The organism is Erwinia persicina, from assembly GCF_014838825.1.
GTDB lineage: Bacteria > Pseudomonadota > Gammaproteobacteria > Enterobacterales > Enterobacteriaceae > Erwinia > Erwinia persicina_A.
This window is the reverse complement of sequence record NZ_JACYMO010000009.1, coordinates 29,937-52,257: the sequence shown is the minus strand read 5'-3', so window position 1 is coordinate 52,257 and position 22,321 is coordinate 29,937. Positions and strand designations below refer to the sequence as shown.

18 protein-coding genes are annotated in these 22,321 nt (G+C 55.2%); 7 read left to right on the top strand and 11 right to left on the bottom strand.

Annotation, left to right across the window (positions count from 1 at the left end; all coding sequences use genetic code 11):
• Positions 1-8: 8 nt before the first annotated feature.
• The gene (locus tag IFU29_RS17895; RefSeq protein ID WP_342214487.1) at positions 9-1,664 is read right to left on the bottom strand and encodes an ATP phosphoribosyltransferase regulatory subunit; all 1,656 of its coding nucleotides are present in this window, start codon (positions 1,662-1,664) and stop codon (positions 9-11) included.
• 629 nt (positions 1,665-2,293) lie between these two features.
• Here IFU29_RS17895 and hdcC point away from each other — a divergent pair.
• The 3 genes from hdcC (at position 2,294) to hisS (ending at position 6,185) form a co-directional block, all read left to right on the top strand.
• Entirely contained in the window at positions 2,294-3,643 is a 1,350-nt protein-coding gene (hdcC, locus tag IFU29_RS17890; protein WP_191935111.1) for a histidine-histamine antiporter, read from the top strand.
• 40 nt (positions 3,644-3,683) lie between these two features.
• On the top strand, positions 3,684-4,820 hold the full coding sequence (locus IFU29_RS17885) for a histidine decarboxylase (RefSeq protein ID WP_191935110.1): 1,137 nt from the start codon (positions 3,684-3,686) through the stop codon (positions 4,818-4,820).
• Between the two features lie 90 nt (positions 4,821-4,910).
• On the top strand, positions 4,911-6,185 hold the full coding sequence (hisS, locus tag IFU29_RS17880; RefSeq protein WP_342214488.1) for a histidine--tRNA ligase: 1,275 nt from the start codon (positions 4,911-4,913) through the stop codon (positions 6,183-6,185).
• Between the two features lie 74 nt (positions 6,186-6,259).
• Here the strand turns inward: hisS and IFU29_RS17875 are convergent, their stop codons facing one another.
• The 3 genes from IFU29_RS17875 to proB are packed head-to-tail and all read right to left on the bottom strand — an operon-like array spanning position 6,260 to position 9,281.
• Positions 6,260-6,886 carry a LysE family translocator gene (locus IFU29_RS17875; protein WP_191935108.1) on the bottom strand — a complete coding sequence of 209 codons (627 nt, stop codon included), beginning with the start codon at positions 6,884-6,886 and terminating at the stop codon, positions 6,260-6,262.
• A gap of 28 nt (positions 6,887-6,914) precedes the next feature.
• Positions 6,915-8,168 carry a glutamate-5-semialdehyde dehydrogenase gene (gene proA, locus IFU29_RS17870; protein WP_191935107.1) on the bottom strand — a complete coding sequence of 418 codons (1,254 nt, stop codon included), beginning with the start codon at positions 8,166-8,168 and terminating at the stop codon, positions 6,915-6,917.
• Positions 8,169-8,177: 9 nt separating this feature from the next.
• Positions 8,178-9,281 (bottom strand): glutamate 5-kinase, encoded by a 1,104-nt coding sequence (gene proB / locus IFU29_RS17865; RefSeq protein WP_191935106.1) that lies wholly within the window; start codon positions 9,279-9,281, stop codon positions 8,178-8,180.
• 245 nt (positions 9,282-9,526) lie between these two features.
• Here proB and IFU29_RS17860 point away from each other — a divergent pair, with 245 nt between their 5' ends.
• Entirely contained in the window at positions 9,527-10,660 is a 1,134-nt protein-coding gene (locus IFU29_RS17860; protein ID WP_274604301.1) for a porin, read from the top strand.
• Positions 10,661-10,775: 115 nt separating this feature from the next.
• Here IFU29_RS17860 and crl read toward each other — a convergent pair whose 3' ends face one another.
• The 3 genes from crl to gpt form a co-directional block, all read right to left on the bottom strand.
• Positions 10,776-11,177, bottom strand: coding sequence for a sigma factor-binding protein Crl (crl, locus tag IFU29_RS17855; protein WP_062747940.1), 402 nt, complete (start codon positions 11,175-11,177; stop codon positions 10,776-10,778).
• Positions 11,178-11,233: 56 nt separating this feature from the next.
• On the bottom strand, positions 11,234-12,484 hold the full coding sequence (frsA, locus tag IFU29_RS17850) for an esterase FrsA (RefSeq protein ID WP_191935105.1): 1,251 nt from the start codon (positions 12,482-12,484) through the stop codon (positions 11,234-11,236).
• A gap of 147 nt (positions 12,485-12,631) precedes the next feature.
• On the bottom strand, positions 12,632-13,090 hold the full coding sequence (gene gpt / locus IFU29_RS17845; RefSeq protein ID WP_062747945.1) for a xanthine phosphoribosyltransferase: 459 nt from the start codon (positions 13,088-13,090) through the stop codon (positions 12,632-12,634).
• Positions 13,091-13,354: 264 nt separating this feature from the next.
• On the opposite strand from gpt, the gene pepD reads away from it, so the two are divergent.
• Positions 13,355-14,812 (top strand): beta-Ala-His dipeptidase, encoded by a 1,458-nt coding sequence (gene pepD, locus IFU29_RS17840; RefSeq protein WP_191935104.1) that lies wholly within the window; start codon positions 13,355-13,357, stop codon positions 14,810-14,812.
• An 87-nt stretch (positions 14,813-14,899) separates the two neighbouring features.
• On the opposite strand, the gene dinB is transcribed toward pepD, so the two are convergent.
• A complete protein-coding gene (dinB, locus tag IFU29_RS17835; RefSeq protein ID WP_191935103.1) occupies positions 14,900-15,955 on the bottom strand; it encodes a DNA polymerase IV in 1,056 nt (351 codons plus the stop codon).
• Between the two features lie 213 nt (positions 15,956-16,168).
• Here dinB and dpaA point away from each other — a divergent pair, with 213 nt between their 5' ends.
• On the top strand, positions 16,169-16,903 hold the full coding sequence (dpaA, locus tag IFU29_RS17830; RefSeq protein ID WP_191935102.1) for a peptidoglycan meso-diaminopimelic acid protein amidase: 735 nt from the start codon (positions 16,169-16,171) through the stop codon (positions 16,901-16,903).
• Here dpaA and IFU29_RS17825 read toward each other — a convergent pair.
• Positions 16,874-17,641 carry a class II glutamine amidotransferase gene (locus tag IFU29_RS17825; RefSeq protein ID WP_191935101.1) on the bottom strand — a complete coding sequence of 256 codons (768 nt, stop codon included), beginning with the start codon at positions 17,639-17,641 and terminating at the stop codon, positions 16,874-16,876. The two genes, dpaA and IFU29_RS17825, sit on opposite strands and share 30 nt — an antisense overlap.
• A 150-nt stretch (positions 17,642-17,791) precedes the next feature.
• Entirely contained in the window at positions 17,792-18,370 is a 579-nt protein-coding gene (lpcA, locus tag IFU29_RS17820; RefSeq protein WP_062747955.1) for a D-sedoheptulose 7-phosphate isomerase, read from the bottom strand.
• Positions 18,371-18,587: 217 nt separating this feature from the next.
• Between lpcA and fadE the strand changes: the two genes are divergently transcribed.
• Positions 18,588-21,032 (top strand): acyl-CoA dehydrogenase FadE, encoded by a 2,445-nt coding sequence (fadE, locus tag IFU29_RS17815; RefSeq protein ID WP_191935100.1) that lies wholly within the window; start codon positions 18,588-18,590, stop codon positions 21,030-21,032.
• A 43-nt stretch (positions 21,033-21,075) separates the two neighbouring features.
• Here the strand turns inward: fadE and mtnK are convergent, their stop codons facing one another.
• A complete protein-coding gene (mtnK, locus tag IFU29_RS17810) occupies positions 21,076-22,275 on the bottom strand; it encodes an S-methyl-5-thioribose kinase (RefSeq protein ID WP_191935099.1) in 1,200 nt (399 codons plus the stop codon).
• Between the last annotated feature and the right edge of the window lie 46 nt (positions 22,276-22,321).

The following is a 22,321-nucleotide window of genomic DNA, read 5'->3' as shown; positions in this document are numbered from 1 at the left end:
CGGGTGGCTTACAGATTGAGACTCTGACTTAACATACCGATCAGAGTACTGGCACTGCCGGACTGCTTCAGGTGGCGATCATTATCGTAGATTTCCAGCTCTCCACCGGATGCGTCCTCCGGCACAATAATAATAAACCGCCCTCCCTGCCGCTCGGCGTTACGTTTCGACGCGGTGATACGCATCTCAGAACAGTCGTTGACGATGCTCAACTGTGGGAAGGCGGCTCTCAGCCTGCGTCCGAGCGCCAGCGCATACGCCCTCCCCGTCGATGAACATGAGATAATCACCACATCAGTCATTCGCGGCTGCAGCCTGCTTTTACGTGTTAACTGCTGAAGACGCATCAGTGGCTCCAGCATAAAGGCGAAACCAAAGGCGAAAATCTCCCGCCCGAGGAGTTCACTGGCGCAGCCATCGTAGCGGCCGCCGCGACACAGCAGGCTTCCCTCCTCCAGCCGGTCGCTGTGCCACTCAAAAAGGGTATGGCAGTAGGCATTGGCCGGATAAAGCGTTTTATCCACCACAAATGGGATGCCTGCCCGGGTCAGTGAATCCGTTAAAACGGTAAAGCGTTCCTGGGAGGATACCGAGATAAAGCGGCCAGGTTCTGGCGCCCGGGTTTGCAACGTCGCCAGCAGGCTGTCGGAGGACTGCAGCAGCTTTTCCGGCCTGTCAGCCAGCCAGTCTATCCACTGCGCACGGAAGAAAGAAATAAAGGGCTGATAGTACTGACGTAACGCCTGGCGAAACGCGGCAAACTCCCTGGCGCTTCCCAGCGTATTGATTTTCAATTCTATATGGCTGTCCAGCCGCAGGGATTTAAAAAAATCATACTGCATGATGAACTGTTCCAGCTCGATATCAACCCGGGGATAACCAAAGGCCTCTACGCCGAGCTGCTGATACTGTTCAACAGGGGCGTGCTCATCTTTCCGCAGGCGAAACATGGTCCCCAGATACCAGAGCTTGCTGGTTGACTGTAAATCCCGGTGCGCTTCTATGGCATGCAGGCATCCCAGCGTTCCCTCACGACGCAATAAAGTCGGGTGCCCTGCGGTAATCCGACACGCCCCCGCGTCCCCCTGGGCAAAATCAGGAATGCGTTTTAATTCCCCCTCTCTTTCCAGCAGAGGCAGGCGTATTTCCTGATAGCAGTAACGCTGCAGCAGCTGAGACGCCTGACTTTCAAGCCACACCCAATCCATTACCTGACTGTGATAATACTTTCTGGGCCGGCCACACTGGCGCGGTCTGACCCGGCGGTGGAGAAACATCTCCAGCTGCTGGCAATATTGCGGCGTTCCCAGCACACAGTTCTGACTGAGGCTGTGTTTAATTTTTTCGGACACCGCTGCACTGAGCGGGATCTGCATAAAGCGACGGTACTGTGCCGCCCGATCGGCGTGGGTTTTCCCGAGTTTTGCATATTCTTCATGGGCAGTAAGGCGGGCGATGGGCTCCCCACCAGTGTAATGCGGGTAGCTACTGCCGTTTGATAAGGCCGACTTATCTGATCCCGCACTGTCAACAAACTGCTGGACCAGGAGGAAATAAGCGCCCGGTTCAATCAGGCAGCTGTTGTAGCGCCCTTCCCATAGCGCGCCACTGCGATGATATTTTTGATTAAAATAGCGGACATAGCTGCGTCCGATATGCTGCACCAGTCGGCTAAGATCCTCTTTACTCCCGGGGGTTAATAGCAGAAAAAATTCTTTTACATGGAGGGAGTAAGCATGCAGCGCGCAGGAATAGAGTGCTAACGCCCGATCAAGACTATTAAGAAAAACATCACAATCTTTCTCATCTATAAAGATAAAATCATGATTATGCCCTTTTAGCTGTATAAGCTGCGGCAGCCCCTGAATATAAATACGCTCTTTTCTCGACATATCACCCTGACATTTATAAAAATAAAATGAATATTAAATTTCTGTCGCCATTTATTTTAATAAGCTGTTATCAAAGGGTGCATGAAACAGCGCCCAACTGTCAATATAACAACTGTAAATTAAACACACTCTCGTCATGTGAAATTAATGTTAATTAATAAATAAAAAAATGAGACAAGTTACCCACCCACGACAAAATAAAGTAAATAAAAAATGGGACGGAGTCATTAAGTTATATTTTGTATAAAATTCGCGCTATTTTTCAGCCGCAAAATACATAACGTGCCTTTTATTCCCTTCATCCTCTAAAAATCCCGCACCTGCTTTCTTAGAATCACTGCATCTCGGTGATATCCCCCTGGTTATCACTTTTTTATGGCAACGACTACAGGACATTCAATATGGGAACCATGAGTGCGGCTAAAGCACATAAGATGGGCGTCGTAGCACTAACGCTGGTGACCGCGTCAAATATGATGGGGTCAGGGGTATTTATGCTTCCGACTAACCTTGCCGGGGTTGGTTATATTTCGCTGTGGGGATGGCTCTTCACCATAATAGGTGTTATTGCCTTAGCACTGGTTTTTTCTAAGACGAGTCTGATTACTCCACGTACCGGAGGCATTGTCGCTTACGCCAGTGATGCTTTCGGCCCTTTTATCGGCTTTCAGACCACTGTTTGCTACTGGATCAGCGCCTGGGTCGGTAACGTGGCATTACTGGTGGCCGGGGTCGGTTATCTCAGCTATTTCTTCCCTGAACTGAAAAACCCGTCAATCGGCAGCGTCGTGGCAATTGTCATCCTGTGGGGGTTTATTGTGCTGGCCAGCTTCGGCGCGCGCGTCGCCGGACGGGCACAATCCTTTACGGCCAGCTGCATGCTGGTGGTGGTGCTGGGGATTGGCGTCGTCGGCTGGTTCTGGTTCGATCCCACCCTGTTCTCTCAGGTCTATAACGGAACGGGTAAAAGCGACACCTCTGCCATTATCACAGCGGCATCCATCGCGCTCTGGGGTTTTCTGGGCGTTGAATCTGCGGTGGTATCCAGTGGTCAGGTGGAAAAGCCGGAATACACCGTTCCCCGCGCCACGGTATATGGCCTGCTTATCGCCTCCGTCTGCTACGTTGGCAGTTGTACCGTGATTATGGGGCTGGTACCGCATAACGAACTGGTGAACTCCGCTGCGCCTTTCGCCGATGCTGCCCGCTATATGTTCGGTAAAACCGCCGGAAACATCGCCTCTGCGCTGAGTATTATTGCCTGTTTCGGCTCCATATCTGGCTGGTTAATTTTACAGTCGGAAGGACCCCGCGCAGGGGCTCAACAGGGTCTTTTCCCGAAATTATTCTCTGACGTAAATAAAAATGACGTCCCAATGAAAAGCCTGATTTTTACCGGGGTACTGATGACGCTGGTATTACTGATGACGGCCTCCCCCAACCTGGCTAAACAGTTCCAGACCGTCATTCTGATGTCGGTTTTTGCCTCACTGCTGCCTTATATGTACGCCCTGATCTCCCTGCCTATTATTATGGTATCCAAAAAGATGAACCGTGGACGCAGCTTTATTTTTTACAGCGTGATGGTTGTTATCGGGATGATCTACAGCATCTTCGCCATGCTCGGATCCGGTACGGACTCCATGTTCTGGGGCGTCGTCATGATCATGATTACCATTCCCCTTTTCTGCTTCGTTGCCGCAGGACGCAGCAAAAAAGGCGTCGACATACTTTATCTGGATGAAAAATAAAAACGTTACTTTATCCGTTAACCGAAAGAAGGAATAGCAAATGACGTTATCTATTGAAGATCAAAACAAGCTGGATGCTTTCTGGTCGTACTGTGTAAAAAACCAATATTTTAATATCGGGTATCCTGAGTCAGCGGATTTCAACTACACCAACCTCGAACGCTTTATGCGCTTTTCAATCAATAACTGTGGGGACTGGAGTGAATATTGTAATTATCTGTTGAACTCCTTCGATTTTGAAAAAGAAGTGATGGAATACTTTGCTCACCTGTTCAAAATTCCGTTCGAAAAAAGCTGGGGCTATGTAACGAACGGCGGTACGGAAGGCAATATGTTTGGCTGCTATCTTGGCCGTGAAATTTTCCCTGATGGCACACTCTATTATTCAAAGGATACCCACTACTCGGTGGCCAAAATTGTTAAATTGCTGCGCATCAAGTCACGGCTGGTGGAATCGCTGCCGAATGGTGAAGTGGATTACGACGATTTAATTAAAAAAATCACGCTGGATAAAGAGCAGCATCCGATTATTTTCGCCAATATTGGTACTACCGTTCGCGGCGCCATTGATGATATTGGCCTTATCCAGCAGCGCCTGAAAGAAGCGGGCTTCAAACGTGAAGACTACTACCTGCACGCCGATGCCGCACTCAGCGGCATGATCCTGCCGTTTGTCGATGATCCGCAGGGTTTTACCTTTGCAGACGGCATTGACTCGATCGGCGTCTCCGGCCATAAGATGATTGGATCACCTATCCCCTGCGGCATTGTCGTGGCGAAAAAATCTAATGTGGATCGGATCTCCGTTGAGATTGACTACATTTCCGGCCACGATAAAACCATCACCGGCTCCCGTAACGGCCACACCCCAATGATGATGTGGGAGGCAATCCGCAGCCACAGCCATGCCGACTGGAAACGCCGGATCGCACACAGCCTGAAGATGGCCCAGTACGCCGTCAGTCGCCTGCAGGAAGCAGGCATCAATGCCTGGTGTAATAAGAACTCGATTACCGTAGTTTTCCCCTGCCCGTCTGAGGCCGTCTGGAAGAAACACTGCCTTGCCACTTCTGGCGAGGTGGCCCACCTGATCACCACGGCCCACCATCTCGACACCAGTAAAATCGATGAGCTGATCGACGATGTGATTGCTGACAATCTGATGAGCGCCGCGTAAAAAATGGCTGCCTGCCCGCCGCTGCCGGGGTGAACCTTGCCCGTCCGGCAGCGGCGGGCAGGTAGCACGCGATACACAGGATAAGGATTTATCATGAGTAAAATTCAGTCCATCCGGGGAATGCGCAGCATTCTGCCGGAGGAAACCCCGGTGTGGCAGTGGCTGGAGAGTAAAGTCCGCACTATCGCCCACCGGTATGGTTATCAGGAAGTTCGTTTGCCGATTCTGGAACCAGTCTCGCTTTTCGAACGCGCCGTCGGCGAGTCGACTGATATCGTGTCGAAAGAGATGTATAACTTCCAGGACAAAAGCGGGGAACACATTACGCTGAGGCCCGAAGGCACCAGCGGCTGCGTCCGCGCCGTGGTGGAAAACAACATGTGCTATAACACCACGCAGCGGCTGTGGTATCAGGGCCCGATGTTCCGCTATGAGCGGCCGCAAAAGGGCCGTTTGCGGCAGTTTACCCAGTTTGGCGTTGAGACCTTCGGCATGCCGGGAGCCGATATTGACGCAGAGCTGATTTACATGGCCTGGGATATTTTTAAAGCGTTAAACGTTGACCGCTTTATTCGTCTGGAGATCAACTCACTGGGCACCCTGCCCGAGCGCAAAGAGCACCGTCAGGCGCTGGTCAGATGGTTTAACCAGCATCATGCCCTGCTGGATGAGGACAGCCTGCGCCGCCTGGAGAGTAATCCCTTGCGGATCCTCGACAGCAAAAATCCGGCGATGCAGGAGATGATCGAAGGGGCCCCGCAGCTGCTGGACTTCCTCGGCGATGCGTCACGGCAGCATTTCGACACGTTGCGCACCCTGCTGGACAACGCGGGCATCGCTTACCGCGTCAATCCACGGCTGGTCAGAGGGCTGGACTACTATACCCGCACCGTTTTCGAGTGGATTACGGACGAACTGGGATCGCAGGGAACGGTCTGCGGCGGTGGACGCTATGATGGTCTGGTCGAACTGTTCAGTGACAAAAAGCTGCCCGCTTCGGGATTTGCCATCGGTATTGAACGCCTGCTGCTGCTGCTGCAAACCACCGGCGGTGACAGCAATATCACTAACTATCCCGATATTGTGGTGACCTACGAAGATCCGCAGCAGAACATTGATGCCCTCCTGCTGGCAAATACTTTACGTCAGCAGCTTCCTGCGCAGAAAATATTCAGTGATTTCAGCGGGGCAAGACTGAAACGTCAGCACAGCCACGCCCTGAAAAGCGGCTGCCGTTTTATTGTCACCCTGAATGCCGATCGCCGTCTCGGCCTGTGGGATCTGGTGAACAATCGTCATGAAACGCTGAGACTGGAAGAAATCTGGAAGAGCATCAGCGCAGCCGGAAAATCGCCCTCACGCTGAACAGTCTGCCCGGTGGTTTGGCCCAGCAAAGGGCGCACTCAGGCCCGTACTTTCCCCACCGGCAAGCATTTGGGTTAACGCTTGTCTACCACCATTTTTACCGCCAGCCCGGCCAGTACCGTCCCCATCAACCAGCGCTGGGCCTTTTGCCAGCCGGGACGGCTGGCCAGGAAGGTGGCAATGGTGCCCGCAGCGAAAACGATCAGGCTGTTGACCAGCATACTGGTGAGGATCTGGGTAAAGCCCAGCGTCAGGGATTGTGCCAGCACGTTGCCCTGCGCCGGGTGGATAAACTGTGGCAGCAGCGTCAGATAGATCACCGCCGTTTTAGGATTGAGCAGATTGGTCAGCAACCCCATCGTGAACAGCTTACGCGGGCTGTCGGGCGGCAGATCGCGCAGCTGAAACGGCGATTTTCCACCGAACAGGGCCTGCCACGCCATCCACAACAGATAGGCTGCCCCGGCAAAACGCAGCACATCATAGGCCACCGGCACCGCCATCAGCAGTGCGGTGATCCCCAGCGCAGCGCAGACCATGTAAAACATAAAGCCCAGCGCCACGCCGCAGAGTGAGATATATCCTGCCCGCCGCCCCTGGCAAAGCGAGCGCGAAATCAGATAGATCATATTCGGCCCGGGCGTCAGCACCATGCCGAGGGCAATGGCGGCAAAGGGGAAAAGCTGAGAAAGCGTGACCATATTCACCGCCTGTTTACACTATTTATCGTTAACCACGCACCGTATCGTCACCCCAGGCCACCCACTTATAGGTGGTCAGTGCTTCCAGCCCCATGGGGCCACGCGCATGCAGCTTCTGCGTACTGACCGCCACTTCGGCCCCCAGACCAAACTGACCGCCGTCGGTAAAGCGGGTGCTGGCGTTCACATAGACGGCAGAGGAGTCCACTTCATTGACGAAACGGTCGGCGTTGCCGAGGGTGCGGGTCAGGATCGCGTCAGAATGCTGCGTGCCGTATTCACGAATATGGGCGATCCCCTCATCCAGCGAGTCCACCAGCCTGACGTTCAGATCCAGCGCCAGCCACTCGTCGCGATACTGCTCTTCTGTTACAGCGCTCACGCGGGCCGGCCCGTTTTGCAACAGCGGCAGCGATCGCGGATCGGCATGAAGCGTGATGCCCTCCCCGGCCATACGGGCACTCAGTGCGGGCAGGAAGGTATCGGCAATGGCCGCGTCTATCAGCAGCGTTTCCACAGAATTACAGGCGCTTGGGCGCTGTTTCTTGGCATTAACGATCACCTTCAGCGCCGCGTCTACCTCACAACTGCGATCCACATAGATATGGCAGACGCCAATCCCGCCGGTGATCACCGGAATGGTCGATTGCTCGCGGCACAGCTTGTGCAGGCCGGCACCGCCGCGGGGGATCAGCATATCCACGTAGCGGTCAAGCTTCAGCAGCTGGCTGACCAGCTCACGATCAGGACTGTCAATTGCCTGCACCGCCCCGGCCGGCAGCCCGTGCTGCTGCAGTGCAGCCTGGATCACCCGCACGGTGGCAGCGTTAGTGCGGTAAGTCTCTTTCCCGCCGCGCAGGATCACCGCATTACCGGTTTTCAGGCACAGGCTGGCCACATCGACGGTGACGTTCGGCCGTGCTTCATAGATGACCCCCACCACGCCCAGCGGCACGCGGCGACGCTCAATACGCAGTCCGCTGTCGAGCTTACCGCCGTCGATCACCACCCCCACCGGATCGGCAAGGCGGCAGACCTGACGCACGTCATCGGCTATGCCCTTCAGGCGTGTCTGATCCAGCATCAGACGGTCGAGCAGCGCGGCGCTCATGCCATTCTGGCGGGCATCCGCAAGGTCGAGTTCGTTGGCCGCCAGAATGGCGGCGCTCTGCACCTCAAGGTGATCGGCAATGGTCATCAGTACCTGATTTTTTTGCGTGGTCGACAGTACCGACAGTTGATACGACGCGGCCTTCGCAGCCTTACCCATTTCTTCAAGCATCAGAATTCCTTAAGCAACAATCATATCGTCACGGTGTACGGCCACCGGACCATATTCATAACCCAAAATTTCGCTGATTTGCTGGGAGTGGTGCCCGGCAATCATACGCATGGCATCGCTGTTGTAGCGTGAGACGCCGTGGGCAACATCGCGGCCCTGCAGGCTGCGAATGCGGATCACTTCCCCCCGGGAGAAGTTGCCGCTGATCTCGCGGATCCCCTTAGGCAGCAGCGAGCTGCCACGCTCGAGGATCGCCGACAGTGCTCCGTCGTCCACCACCAGCTCACCGGCCGGGGGCGCGCCAAAGATCCAGCGTTTGCGGTTCTCCAGCGGCGTTTCAAAAGCATGAAAACGGGTGCCGACCGGATTGGCGGCAATCACATCGCCGATCACCCCCGGCAGATTACCCGCCGCGATAATGGTGTCGATGCCGGCACGGCAGGCCACGTCGGCCGCCTGTAATTTGGTGGCCATCCCGCCGGTGCCCAGACCGGATACACTGTCGCCCGCCAGCGCACGCAGCGCGTCGTCAATACCGTGAACGTCGCGGATCAGTTCAGCGTCAGGGTTGTTACGCGGATCGGCGGTAAACAGCCCCTGCTGATCGGTGAGCAACAGCAGCTTATCGGCTCCGGCAAGGATCGCCGCCAGCGCCGAGAGATTATCGTTATCACCGACTTTGATTTCCGCGGTCGCCACCGCGTCATTTTCGTTAATGACAGGAACAATATGGTTGTCGAGCAGCGCCCGCATGGTGTCGCGGGCGTTAAGGAAGCGCTCACGATCTTCCAGGTCGGCACGCGTCAGCAGCATCTGACCGATATGAATGCCATAAATCGAAAACAGCTGCTCCCACAGCTGGATCAGGCGACTCTGCCCCACCGCAGCTAGCAGCTGCTTTGAGGCGATGGTCGGGGGCAGTTCCGGATAGCCAAGGTGCTCACGTCCGGCCGCCATTGCGCCTGAGGTAACAATGACAATGCGGTGTCCCGCCGCATGCTGCTGTGCGCACTGACGCACCAGCTCCACGATATGTGCCCGATTCAACCGACGTGAGCCGCCGGTCAGTACGCTGGTCCCCAGTTTCACCACCAGGGTCTGGCTGCTGCTCATTATTTCCTGCCATTTCGTAAAAAAGAGTACAAAGAAACGTTTTAGCAGGTGTGGTGCCCGAAGCCAACAGCCAGCGCGGGAAAAGGGCGAAAAAGGCCTGACCACGCGCTCGTCTAAAAGTTCGGAATTAACCAGAAGTGTTGAAAACTGTAATAAATCTTTAATAGGAAAAGGGTAAAAAGTCCGTGCTTCGAACCGAGCCTCCGGGCCGTTTATAAATTTTACTCTTTCGGGATTGATCGAAAATGATGAAGAAAAGCGCACTGGCAATCTTAACCGCAGCTCTGGCTCTGTCCACCGCTGCACAAGCCGCAGAAGTATATAATAAAGACGGCAATAAGCTGGATTTCTACGGCAAAGTTAAAGCAATGCGTTACATGAGCGATGCAGACACCAACGCCAGCAACAACGCTGACAAATCCTACGTACGTATTGGTTTTAAGGGTCAGACCCAGATCAGTGACATGCTGACCGGATACGGCCAGTGGGAATATAACTTCAGTGCCAGCAACTCTGAAGGCGGCGCTGATGCGCAGGCAGGCAATAAAACCCGTCTGGGCTTTGCCGGTCTGAAAATGAAAGATATCGGTGCGATCGACTATGGTCGTAACTACGGCGTTATTTACGATGTAGAAGCATTCACGGACATGATGCCGGAGTTTGGTGCAACCGGTTATACCCGTGCTGACACCTATATGCTGACGCGCGGCAACAGCATGCTGACTTACCGAAATACCGACTTCTTTGGTCTGGTAGACGGCTTGAAATTTGCGTTGCAGTATCAGGGCAAAAACGATGCATCATCTACACGTAATGGCAACGTCTCGAACGGAGACGGTTACGGTGCCTCCGTTTCCTATCAAATCATCGATGGTCTGACAGTCAATGGTGCGATGTCATCTTCAAACCGCCTGATTCAAACCCAGAAAGACGCGGCATTTGGTTCAGGTGATAAAGCCGAAGCCTGGGCAACCGGTTTAAAATATGATGCAAACGGTGTGTATCTTGCGAGCACCTATGCTGAAACCCGCAACATGAACCCGATCAACAGCGGTGCAACGTTTACCGCGGCAAACGGCACCACGTCGTCAGTATCAGGCTACGTGAATAAACTGCAAAACTTTGAAGTGGTCGCTCAGTACCAGTTTGACTGGGGCCTGCGTCCATCACTGGCTTACGTGCAGACCAAAGCTAAAGATATGGAAAATGGCATTGGTGATGCTGACCTGTATAAATTCGTTGATATCGGTGCCACCTATTACTTCAATAAAAACATGTCTACCTTCGTCGATTACAAGGTTAACCTGTTGAATGATGACAATAAGCTGGGACTGAATACCGACGATATCGTTGCCGTTGGTGTGATGTACCAGTTCTGATGCCACACTCGCTGCAACACGCCACTGCGGCAGCGGGTTAAGCGCTACCCCTCGTTATGTGTCTAAAAAAAAGGCTGGAGCAATCCAGCCTTTTCCTTATTCTGCGCTGAGTGTGTTATTCAGTCAGCTTAACCGGCTGGTCAGCGAAGCCGTCGGCCGGGATGAGCCCCAGCTCTATTTCCGCCAGCTGTGCTTTTAAACGCACATGGAAGTTACGTAACGTCTCTTCAACGCGGGCATTATTATCCTTACCCTTCACCGCACCCGGCTTCCAGTTGCCTTCTTTATCGAACAGCCCAAAGTGATACTCATAAGTGAAATGGTCTGAATGTGCTTCCAGCTCCATCCACCAGCCCCAGAATTCACGTAACTCCGGTTCAGGTTTCACATTGACGCAAACTGCCAGGCAGTCAAAGAAGAAGCGCTCGCCTTCACATTTGCCTTCACGGATGTAAGGACCTAAAGAGTGAAAGCGCTTAATCAGCCTACTCTTCGGATGTCCACTCGGTAACGTCATCGTTTAAACTCCTTAGTTAAGCTTATAGTTGTAGCAAACTATTGAATATTAGCAACTCACTCGTCCAGCCGCTGCGCCAGCCAGTCACAAATATCGCGCAGCCCTTTATCGAAGTTCGCCATCGCCGGAGACGTATTAATTTTTAACAGCCGCCCGGCAGACGAGGAGTTCGCGATCAGGCGCGATTCTTCTTCCGGGCTGAACGGATCGTGGGCCCAGTATCCTGACAACATCGGGGTCGAACAGCGGCGGCCCAGCAGGCCCTGAATCTTCAGCGAGAAGCGGCTCAGTTCAGTACGCAGCGCACTGTCTGAGGAGCCGGACATTCCCAGGCGGCTGGCCAGCATATCCATATACATCTCGGGCACGCGGTCCTGCAAATTGGTATTGCTTAACAGACTGTGTACCACCGGTCCCAGGCAGGCCACGCCCCGCAGACGCTGGCTTTCCAGATAGGCCAGCCTGACCGCAATATTGGCACCAAAACGGAAACCGAAGGCCGCCACCCGGGTGTGATCCACCCAGGCCACATTCTCCAGCTGGCGCAGCACCTGCTGATGCAGGAAGCTGGAGTCCTGGGTCAGCTTCCACTTGGAAGAGAAGCCCACCGAGGGCATATCCAGCGTCAGCATCGCGATGCCACGCGGCGCAAGATAATCGTGGAACAACCGGTAATGGTCACTTTGCAACGCATCCAGGCTGCCACACAGCAGCACCGTCGGATAAGGGGCTTTCACCTCTGGAGGCATATGCAGGAAACCGGTCACCGGGCTGCCACCCTCGATGGCAAACTCCAGCTCTTTCAGCTCACCAGGCAGGCGGTGAGTGGCCTCTTGATAAGCCCGGCTGGCCAGCAGCTGAGCCTGTTCGGCCAGTTCGTCCTCTTTCAGGTGGGGGTAACCCGCCACGCTGTAAAGATGGGCAGCATGCAGCCAGTGCTGGCCCGCCAGCAGATCGTCTTCGCACTCGCTGGCTTTTTGCTGCCACTGCGCCGCCTGAGTCGACCATTCGTAAATCCAGTTACCGCCGCGATAGCCAATCACCGTATCCAGCAGCTGGTCGTCGGTATGCTCTACGGTGCTGACGGCAATACGCGCCAGCACTTCGCTCACTTCCTGCGGTGACAGGCCGCGCCACGTCCACAGCAGGCGGTTGATCATGCGATACCAGCCGGCATGGGTTTCACCATCCAGCGCAGAGTGAATGCTCAACGGGCGATGGTGATGCAAACGTCGGACCAGCGATGAGGTTTCCGGGTGTTTGAAACGCGGCTTGAAGAGTTCTTCGCTGAGATTTTTCGGCGACATAACAGGGATTTCCTCCGGCGTACGGGTAGAAAATGAGTCTACCGTAGCCAGGAGATTGACGCGAAGGGTAAAAACAGACGTGCCCGACAGAATCGGGCACGGTTTGATCTGAACAGGCTAAATAGCGCTGAAGAGAGGGGAAAGGTATCAGCCCTTCACCAGCGGAGGAATAAAGGCAATGCCCATATCCCATGGCTGTTCAATCCAGGTGTTCTGCGGGATATCAATAACATAATCATCCACCAGCGGCCGACCGGCTGGTTTAGCGAAAATGGTCACGAAATGCGCTTTAGGGTACATATTGCGAATTGCCTGCGCGGTGCCCCCGGTATCAACCAGGTCATCAATCACGATGAAGCCTTCTCCGTCGCCTTCGGCACGTTTCAGGATGGTCATTTCGCGCTGATTGTCGTGATCGTAGCTGGAGATGCAGACGGTATCAACATGGCGGATGCACAGTTCACGCGCCAGTAAGGCGGCAGGAACCAGCCCCCCACGGCTAACAGCAATAATGCCTTTCCACTGGTCGGCAGGCAGCAGGCGCTCGGCCAGTTTACGGGCATGAATTTGCAGCATGTCCCAGGTGACGATGTATTTTTCACTCATTAAAAGGATCCCGGCCAGTAAAATTGGCTTAAAAATTGTGCAAGGGGAGCGGTTGCGCGAAATTATAGTGATCTGAAGCACTAAAAACCAGCCCGCTGCGCCCTGTCAGCCCATTTTTCCTGGGGCAGCGTGAGCATGAGCCAGAAATCGGTGATATTCTTTTGCCATCGCGTCAGATTCGCTGGCGGGAGTTTTCCCAACCGATATCAAGGCATCCCCCCTGCCATTACGGCAGCCAGGTGATGCTGACACAGGAGAGTTATCGTGTCTGAATTGTCTCAATTATCCCCACAGCCGCTGTGGGATATTTTTGCCAAAATCTGCTCCATTCCCCACCCTTCTTATCACGAAGAAGAGTTAGCAGCCCATATCATCGCCTGGGCGACGGAGCAGGGTTTATGGAATGAGCGCGACCAGGTGGGTAACATCCTGATCCGTAAACCGGCTACGCCGGGTTATGAAAACCGTAAGCCCGTGGCCCTGCAGGCACACCTGGATATGGTGCCGCAGAAAAATAACGATACGGTGCATGACTTTACGAAAGATCCGATTCAGCCGTGGATAGATGGCGAGTGGGTGAAAGCACGCGGCACCACGCTGGGTGCCGATAATGGCATTGGCATGGCTTCTACACTGGCGGTACTTGCTGATAGCAGCCTGGAGCATGGCCCGCTGGAAGTGCTGCTGACCATGACCGAAGAGACCGGTATGGCGGGTGCATTCGGCTTGCAGGCCGGCTGGCTGCAGGCCGATATTCTGATCAACACCGACTCCGAAGAGGAAGGTGAGATCTACATGGGCTGTGCGGGAGGCATCGACTTCACCAGCACCCTGCCCCTGACCCATGAAGCGGTTCCGGCAGACTACCAGACGGTCAAACTGACGCTGAAAGGCCTGAAAGGCGGACATTCCGGCTGTGATATTCATGTCGGGCTGGGTAACGCGAATAAGCTGCTGGCGCGCTTCCTGTTTACGCATGCGCAAGAACTCGACCTGCGTCTGGTTGACTTTGCCGGGGGTACGCTGCGCAACGCGATTCCGCGTGAGGCGTTTGCCACGCTGGCGGTTTCGCCTGCCAGCCTCGACAAGCTAAAGTCCCTGGCGGCAGGCTATCTGCTGACACTGCAAAATGAGCTGGGCCTGAAAGAAAAAAATATCGCCGTGGTGGTGGAAGACCTGGCGCAGGCTCCTCAGGCGCTGAACAACACCAGCCGTGACCGCTTTATCGCCCTGCTGAACAGCACCCCGAACGGCGTGATCCGTCAGTCTGACGTCATGAAAGGGGTGGTAGAAACCTCCCTGAACGTGGGCGTGGTGACATTTGAAGGCAATGAAGCAAAAATTAACTGCCTGATCCGCTCCCTGATCGACAGCGGTAAAGAGTATGTGGTGGAAATGCTCACCGCACTGGGCCAGCTGGCCGGCGCGAAAACCCTTGCCAAAGGCAGCTACCCGGGATGGCAGCCGGACGCCAGTTCGCCGGTCATGGCGCTGGTGCGTGAAACCTATGAAAAACTGTTCGATAAAACCCCGAACATTCAGGTTATCCACGCAGGTCTGGAGTGCGGTCTGTTTAAAGAGCCCTATCCGCAGATGGATATGGTCTCGATTGGACCGACCATCACCGGGCCACACTCGCCGGATGAGCAGGTACATATTGCCAGCGTCGGGCTTTACTGGCAGCTGCTGACCGCACTGCTGAAAGCGATCCCGGTGAAGTAATACCGGATGTGACGGGCGGATCGAACAGCCGATCCGCCCGGATCCTTCCTGCAGCCGCTATTTTTTCGCCCGCTTCCTGTGGCATATTTACAGTCCCAACAGCAGCTGCCTTTCCATCTGGGGATCAAGCAGCGTGACATGCAGCCCCACCAGCCTGACGCCGCGACCTGCGCGACGCTCATCCCAGCTTTTCCGTGCAATCGCAATCAAATCGTCCTTATTCAGTACCTGCCAGACATGTTCCTGGGTCGTCTGCTGGAAATCGTTAAACTTGAGTTTGACCCCCTGCCGGGCAATCTGCCGGTCAGGTTTGATTTTATCCAGCCGCCGCGCCAGCTCGTCGTATAGCAGGTCGATGATCGTCAGGCAGTCATCCCAATGATGGATGTCTTCCGACAGCGTCCGCTCAACACCCAGCGATTTCCGTTCACGTGAGGTAATCACTTCTCGTTCGTCGATGCCGTTACAGCGCTCCCAAAGCACGCGGCCAAACTTACCAAAACGCTTCAGTAGCCTCGCCAGGTCGGTTTTCTGCACATCCGCGCAGGTGGTCAGCCCCAGCTCTTCCAGCTTTCGCGCCGTCACTTTTCCCACACCGGGGATCTTCGCCAGCGGCAGGCCAAGCAGGAAATCCGACATCTCGGGCGGCGTGATCACAAACTGACCGTTGGGCTTATTGATATCGGAGGCGATTTTGGCGAGAAATTTGATGGGCGCGATGCCGGCAGATGCAGTGAGGTTAAGCTCCTGCTGAATGGTGTCACGGATTTCACGCGCAATCAGCGTAGCGGAACCCTGGCAGTGCGGGCTGTCGGTGACATCCAGATAGGCTTCATCCAGCGAGAGCGGTTCAATCAGAGAGGTATAGCGGGAGAATATTTCACGGATATGGGCGCTGGCTTCTTTATAGGCATCATAGCGGCCACGCACCACTGTCAGATGCGGGCAGAGCTTGAGCGCCATCGCCGTCGACATGGCGCTGTGTACGCCATATTTTCGCGCCGGGTAGTTGGCCGTGCTGATCACGCCGCGCTGCTTTTCACTGCCGCCGATGGCGATTGGAATGTCGCGCAGGCTGGGGTTATCGCGCATTTCCACGGCGGCAAAAAAGCAGTCCATATCCACGTGAATGATTTTACGCATAGCCCCCTCCGACAATACTGGATAAGTATACAGTTAAATTACCAGAGTTCAATGCACAGCAAAACACGCATAAAAAAAGGTTTTTGTTCTTCCCTGTCTTGATAAAAAAATAGACAATGCTAAGGTGACGCAGCGATAGCGGAATTGTCCGATATTGCACGTCAACAGACGCCTCCGGCGTTGCTTCCAACCCTACATTTCAAGGGAACCAGAATGGGCAAAATCGCACTGCTGTTTGCGATGATTTTTCTGCCAGCCGTTGTCTTTGCCAGCGTACCGGATTCGGTTACACCCCTGGCCCCGGTAAGCAAAGAGTTAAAGAAACAATTAATTGGCACCCCCGTGTACCTGCAAATCTTCAAAGAAGAGCGCACGCTGGAACTCTACGGCAAGATCGGTAATGAATACCGCCTGCTGAACAGTTACCGCATTTGTAATTTTTCCGGCGGACTCGGGCCAAAGCGTGTTCAGGGCGACTTCAAAAGTCCGGAAGGGTTTTACAGCGTAGGGCTTTCACAGCTCAAGCCTGACAGCCGCTTTTATCGCGCGATTAACGTCGGGTTCCCGAATGAGTACGATCGTCAGCAGGGCTATCAGGGTAAATACCTGATGATCCACGGCAACTGCGTGTCCGTGGGCTGCTATGCCATGACCGACGCCTATATGGACGAGATTTATCACTATGTGGAAGCCGCGTTACGAAACGGCCAGCCGCGCGTTGAGGTCAGCATCTATCCGTTCCGCATGACGGAAAGCAATATGCAGCGCCACCGCTACTCCACCTATATCAATTTCTGGAAGCAGCTGCAGCCGGGCTATGCACAGTTCGTGCAGACGAAACAGCCGCCGTCGGTCAGCGTGAGCGCCGGCAAGTACGTACTGGGCCGACCAATGATGGCCAGCCCAGGCGCACCGGAATCAGCCCTGGCGCTCACCCAGGCAAAATAGTGCCCACTCACCTGGCTCAATCTTGTGCCAGGTTTCATTCGCCGTCAGCGGCTGAGTGGCAACAACCGTGACCACGTCATCTGGCGTGGTCTGCTTCTGAAAATCAATTTCCACGTCCTGATCCAGAAGTTTGGCCTTGCCGAACGGCGCACGCCGGGTGATCCAGAAAAGATTGGTCGAGCAGAATGCCATCAGGTACCGCCCGTCTGACAGCAGCATGTTAAACACCCCTTTTTCACGCATCTCTCCCGCCAGCTCCGCAATGTAGCGGAATACCGCCGGCCAGTTACCCGGCGTGCGGGGATAACGGGTGGTCAGCTTATGCAGCAACCAGCAGAAGGCCAGTTCGCTGTCCGTTTCGCCAACGGGACGGTACGGACCGGTATCCAGGTTTTTATAGCCTGTAAGCTGCCCGTTGTGCGCGTAAGTCCAGTTACGCCCCCACAGTTCGCGGGTAAACGGATGCGTATTTTCCAGCGACACCTCGCCCCGGTTCGCCTGGCGGATATGTGCCACCACTGAGCAGGATTTAATCGGGTAGTCCTGCACCAGACGGGCAATCGGTGATTGGAAACTGGGCTGCGGATCTTTAAAGGTGCGACAGCCTTTCCCTTCATAGAAGGTAATGCCCCAGCCGTCTTTATGCGGCCCCGTCCCGCCCCCGCGCTGCACCAGCCCGGTAAAGCTAAAACAGATATCCGTCGGGACATTCGCGCTCATCCCTAATAGTTCGCACACAGGATTACCTCGTGAAAATAGATTCTATCCCCAATGGATTTCACGTTGCAGGAAGGCGGCAAACGCGTGAATCCCCGGGAGCTTACACGAGTAAGTGACCGGGGTTCACGAGAGCAACCAACGCACCTGCGGCGTGAAGGATGAAGGGGATTAAGCGACCATCTCTTTTTCGATGAGCAGCATCAGAATATGGATCACTTTGATGTGAATTTCCTGGATGCGGTCGGCATAGCCGAAGTGCGGCACGCGGATCTCCACGTCTGCCACTCCATCCATTTTTCCGCCGTCTTTGCCGGTCAGGGTGATCACCTTCATCCCTTTCGCACGCGCGGCCTCTACGGCTTTAATAATGTTGGCGGAATTACCGGAGGTAGAAATCCCCAGCAGAACATCCCCGGCGCTCCCGACCGCTTCGATATAGCGGGAGAACACAAAATCGTAGCCAAAGTCGTTACTAACGCAGGACAGGTGGCTGACATCAGAAATGGCAATCGCCGGGTAGCCCGGGCGGTTTTCACGATAGCGGCCCGTCAGTTCCTCCGCGAAGTGCATTGCATCACAGTGAGAACCGCCGTTACCGCAGGAGAGGACCTTCCCGCCCGCTTTAAATGAATCAGCCAGCAAAACGGCCGCACGCTGGATCGCGTCGATGTTTGCCTCTTCACTTAGAAATTTATTCAGCGTGTCTGCCGCTTCGTTCAGCTCGGCGCGAATGATGTCCTGATACATAGGGGTGTCCTTTTTAGGAAAGAGTTACTGCCGGAGTTTACCAAGTTGCCAGAGAGCCGGGAAGCGATCTCCCTGAGGGGCGAAAGGATTAACGCTTCGTGCCCCCGCTTTGTGAGCTAGGTTGTAATTATTATGTAAACAGATTGCACCTGGCGTCGGGGTAATCTAAACATATAACCAACAGGTCAGACCTCTTACTACTTACGGAGCACACGTTATGATGGTTCTCAGTGTTGTGGCGACGATCGTGCTGATCGGTGCCCTGTTTTATCACCGCGTCAGCCTGATGGCTGCCAGCGCAGTGTTGCTTATCTGGACGGCGGCCTTCGGCATCGCCGGGCTGTGGACGTTGTGGCTGCTGGTACCGCTGGCACTGATCCTGCTACCGTTCACGCTGCCGTCGATGCGCCGTGCGCTGTTTTCTAAACCGACACTGGCCACCTTCCAGAAGGTAATGCCACCGATGTCGCGCACGGAGAAAGAAGCCATTGATGCCGGGACCACCTGGTGGGAAGGCGATCTGTTCCGTGGTACCCCGGACTGGAAAAAACTGCATGCGTATCCGCAGCCGCGCCTGACGCCTGAAGAGCAGGCGTTTATTGACGGTCCGGTGGAAGAGGCCTGCCGTCTGGCCAACGATTTCCAGATCACCCATGAAATGGCCGACCTGCCCCCCGAACTGTGGGCCTATCTGAAACAGCATCGCTTCTTCGCCATGATCATCAAGAAAGAGTATGGCGGACTGGAATTTTCAGCCTACGCTCAGGCGCGGGTGCTGCAAAAACTGGCGGGGGTTTCCGGTATTCTGGCTATCACCGTGGGCGTCCCTAACTCCCTCGGGCCTGGCGAGCTGTTGCAGCATTACGGTACCGACGCCCAGAAAGATCATTACCTGCCCCGTCTGGCACGCGGCCAGGAGATCCCCTGCTTTGCCCTCACCAGCCCGGAAGCGGGTTCGGATGCCGGTGCCATTCCGGATACCGGGGTGGTCTGCATGGGTAACTGGCAGGGTGAAGAGGTGCTGGGAATGCGCCTCACCTGGAACAAACGCTACATCACCTTAGCTCCTGTCGCCACCGTGCTGGGCCTGGCATTTAAACTTTCCGATCCCGATCGCCTGCTGGGCGACACGGAAGAGCTGGGGATTACCTGTGCGCTGATCCCCACCCAGACGCCGGGCGTCGAAATTGGTCAGCGTCACTTCCCGCTCAACGTCCCGTTCCAGAACGGCCCCACGCGCGGTAACGATATCTTTGTGCCCATCGACTATATTATCGGCGGCCCGGAAATGGCCGGACAGGGCTGGCGGATGCTGGTTGAATGCCTGTCAGTAGGGCGGGGGATCACTCTGCCCTCTAATTCGACCGGCAGCCTGAAAAGCATTGCGCTGGCCATTGGTGCCTATGCCCATATTCGCCGTCAGTTCCGCCTGTCGATTGGTAAAATGGAAGGCATTGAGGAACCGCTGGCGCGCATTGCGGGCAACGCCTATGTGATGGATGCAGCGGCAACGCTGATCACCAGCGGCATCATGCTCGGCGAAAAACCGGCGGTGCTGTCGGCTATTGTAAAATATCACTGTACCCACCGCGGTCAGCGGGCGATTGTGGATGCGATGGATATTGCCGGAGGCAAAGGCATTATGCTGGGCAACAGTAACTTCCTCGCCCGCGCCTATCAGGGAGCCCCCATTGCCATCACCGTGGAAGGGGCAAACATCCTGACCCGCAGTATGATTATCTTTGGTCAGGGGGCGATCCGCTGCCATCCCTACGTGCTGGCCGAGATGGCTGCCGCACAGAATCACGATCTTACCGCGTTTGATAAGGCACTGTTCAGCCATATCGGCCACGTGGGCTGCAATACAATGCGTAGCCTTTGGCTGGGCATCACCGGCGGGCTGACCAGCACCTCCCCGACACGCGATGCCACCCGTCGCTACTACCAGCATCTGAACCGCATCAGTGCGAACCTTGCGCTGCTGTCGGATGTCTCGATGTCGGTGCTGGGCGGCAGTCTGAAGCGCCGTGAGCGCATCTCCGCACGTCTGGGTGATGTCCTGAGCCAGCTCTATCTGGCGTCGGCCGCGCTGAAGCGTTATGAAGATGAGGGCCGCAACGAAGCCGATCTGCCGCTGCTGCACTGGGGCGTTCAGGATGCACTGAACCAGGCGGAAACCGCCATTGACGACCTGCTGCGTAACTTCCCGAACCGCATTGTTGCGGGCCTGGTCCGCCTGGTGGTGTTCCCGACCGGTCGTCACAGCCGGGCACCGTCTGACCGTCTTGACCACCAGCTGGCGAAGATCCTGCAGGTACCGTCAGCCACCCGCACCCGCCTGGGGCGCGGCCAGTACCTGACGCCAAGCGAGCATAACCCGGCGGGCCAGCTGGAAGAGGCGTTGCAGCATGTGATGGCCGCTGAAGTTATTCACGATCGTCTGTGTAAACAGCAGAAAAAACATCTGTCATTTACCCGCCTGGATGCGCTGGCGGCTGAAGGACTGCAAAAAGGATGGGTGACTCAGGAAGAGGCCGACGTACTGGTCCGTGCCGAAGCCAGCCGCCTGCGCTCCATTAACGTCGATGAGTTTGCTGCCGATGCGCTGGCGACCCAGCCGATCAGAGGGGACGTTTTGCCGCGAAAGATTGAAGCGGCATAGCGTTTAACCCGGGAGGCCGATCGTCAACGATCGGCCCCTGCCGTTATCCGTTCTGACGGATACGCGCAATCAGCGCTTCACTGTCCGGGATATGGTCAGCCAGCAGGATCAGACTGCGACCCAGCGTTATCGCCTGACGCACGCATTCAACACGCATCGCATCATCGTCAATCTTCTTAATATCCGCCACCTGCGACATGCCCACGGTACGGCGGATCAGCTCAGTACCGCAGTAGCCAATGGTATCGCTCCAGACCTTACGCAGAAACGCCTGCGAATAGCCTGACACCGCCAGCGCCCGATCCCGGCTCTTTTCTGCCGCCAGGGCAAGGAAGCGATCGCTGAAGCTCCGCCACACGTCGCGCACGTCGTTAAGGCGATTTTCACGCGCGGCTGCTGCTTCCCTCGGTGGCAGCAGCCCCGGTGCAGCACAGTAGCTGATCAACAGATTGCCCAGCGCACTGCCGATATCAAAGCCCATCGGGCCGTAGAAACCAAATTCTGCATCAATGACCTTCAGACGGTTGTCTGCCACGAAGATTGAACCGCTGTGCACATCTCCGTGCAGCAGCGCTTCGGCATGGCAGTAAAACCGGTGCTTCAGGCCCCCGACCGCCACCCGCAGTTCAGCATCGTCACGCAAAGATTCTGCCAGCGGCTCCAGCTCACGCGGATACGCGTTGCGCTCGTGCACTTCATATGGCTCGTTGAAGAACAGCTCTTCGGTGATATCGCACAGCTCCGGGTTAGTAAAACGGATCACGTCCGCTTTTTTCTTATACGGATGCTGGAAAAAATCGGAGGTGTGGAACAGGGTCTGTGCCAGATACTCCCCCAACTGCCCTGCCGCCTGCGGATATTCAACACCGTTCACCAGCTCACTCCGCCAGATAGCGTGATCTGACAGATCTTCCATAACCATGACCGCAAGCTCCGGGTCATAATGCAGGATATTGACCGTGTGCTGCGGGCAAAATTTGCCATGTTCAATCAGCACTTCGGCTTCCAGCCTTGCGCGGTCAAGGGTCAGGGGCCAGGATTCGCCCACACAGCGCACATAAGGTAGCGCCTGTTTGACGATCACCCGGCTGACGCCTGAAGTATCAAAAATCTTAAATACCAGGTTGAGATTACCATCGCCCACTTCCTGCGAATCAACCAGAGACTGGGGATTATCCACGCCGCCAAACTGACGGGCATATTCCACGGCATCCGCTGCGGTGAACGTACGGTATTGCGACATTGACCTGACCCCCAAAATAAGACATGTTTCGTTGTAATAAGCCGTT

Excerpts from the sequence above, each read along its gene's own strand:
- hdcC (WP_191935111.1), top strand. The coding sequence starts at position 2,294 with ATGGGAACCATGAGTGCGGCTAAAGCACATAAGATGGGCGTCGTAGCA.
- IFU29_RS17885 (WP_191935110.1), top strand. The coding sequence starts at position 3,684 with ATGACGTTATCTATTGAAGATCAAAACAAGCTGGATGCTTTCTGGTCG.
- IFU29_RS17875 (WP_191935108.1), bottom strand. The coding sequence starts at position 6,886 with ATGGTCACGCTTTCTCAGCTTTTCCCCTTTGCCGCCATTGCCCTCGGC.
- proA (WP_191935107.1), bottom strand. The coding sequence starts at position 8,168 with ATGCTTGAAGAAATGGGTAAGGCTGCGAAGGCCGCGTCGTATCAACTG.
- proB (WP_191935106.1), bottom strand. The coding sequence starts at position 9,281 with ATGAGCAGCAGCCAGACCCTGGTGGTGAAACTGGGGACCAGCGTACTG.
- IFU29_RS17860 (WP_274604301.1), top strand. The coding sequence starts at position 9,527 with ATGATGAAGAAAAGCGCACTGGCAATCTTAACCGCAGCTCTGGCTCTG.
- crl (WP_062747940.1), bottom strand. The coding sequence starts at position 11,177 with ATGACGTTACCGAGTGGACATCCGAAGAGTAGGCTGATTAAGCGCTTT.
- frsA (WP_191935105.1), bottom strand. The coding sequence starts at position 12,484 with ATGTCGCCGAAAAATCTCAGCGAAGAACTCTTCAAGCCGCGTTTCAAA.
- gpt (WP_062747945.1), bottom strand. The coding sequence starts at position 13,090 with ATGAGTGAAAAATACATCGTCACCTGGGACATGCTGCAAATTCATGCC.
- dinB (WP_191935103.1), bottom strand. The coding sequence starts at position 15,955 with ATGCGTAAAATCATTCACGTGGATATGGACTGCTTTTTTGCCGCCGTG.
- dpaA (WP_191935102.1), top strand. The coding sequence starts at position 16,169 with ATGGGCAAAATCGCACTGCTGTTTGCGATGATTTTTCTGCCAGCCGTT.
- lpcA (WP_062747955.1), bottom strand. The coding sequence starts at position 18,370 with ATGTATCAGGACATCATTCGCGCCGAGCTGAACGAAGCGGCAGACACG.
- fadE (WP_191935100.1), top strand. The coding sequence starts at position 18,588 with ATGATGGTTCTCAGTGTTGTGGCGACGATCGTGCTGATCGGTGCCCTG.
- mtnK (WP_191935099.1), bottom strand. The coding sequence starts at position 22,275 with ATGTCGCAATACCGTACGTTCACCGCAGCGGATGCCGTGGAATATGCC.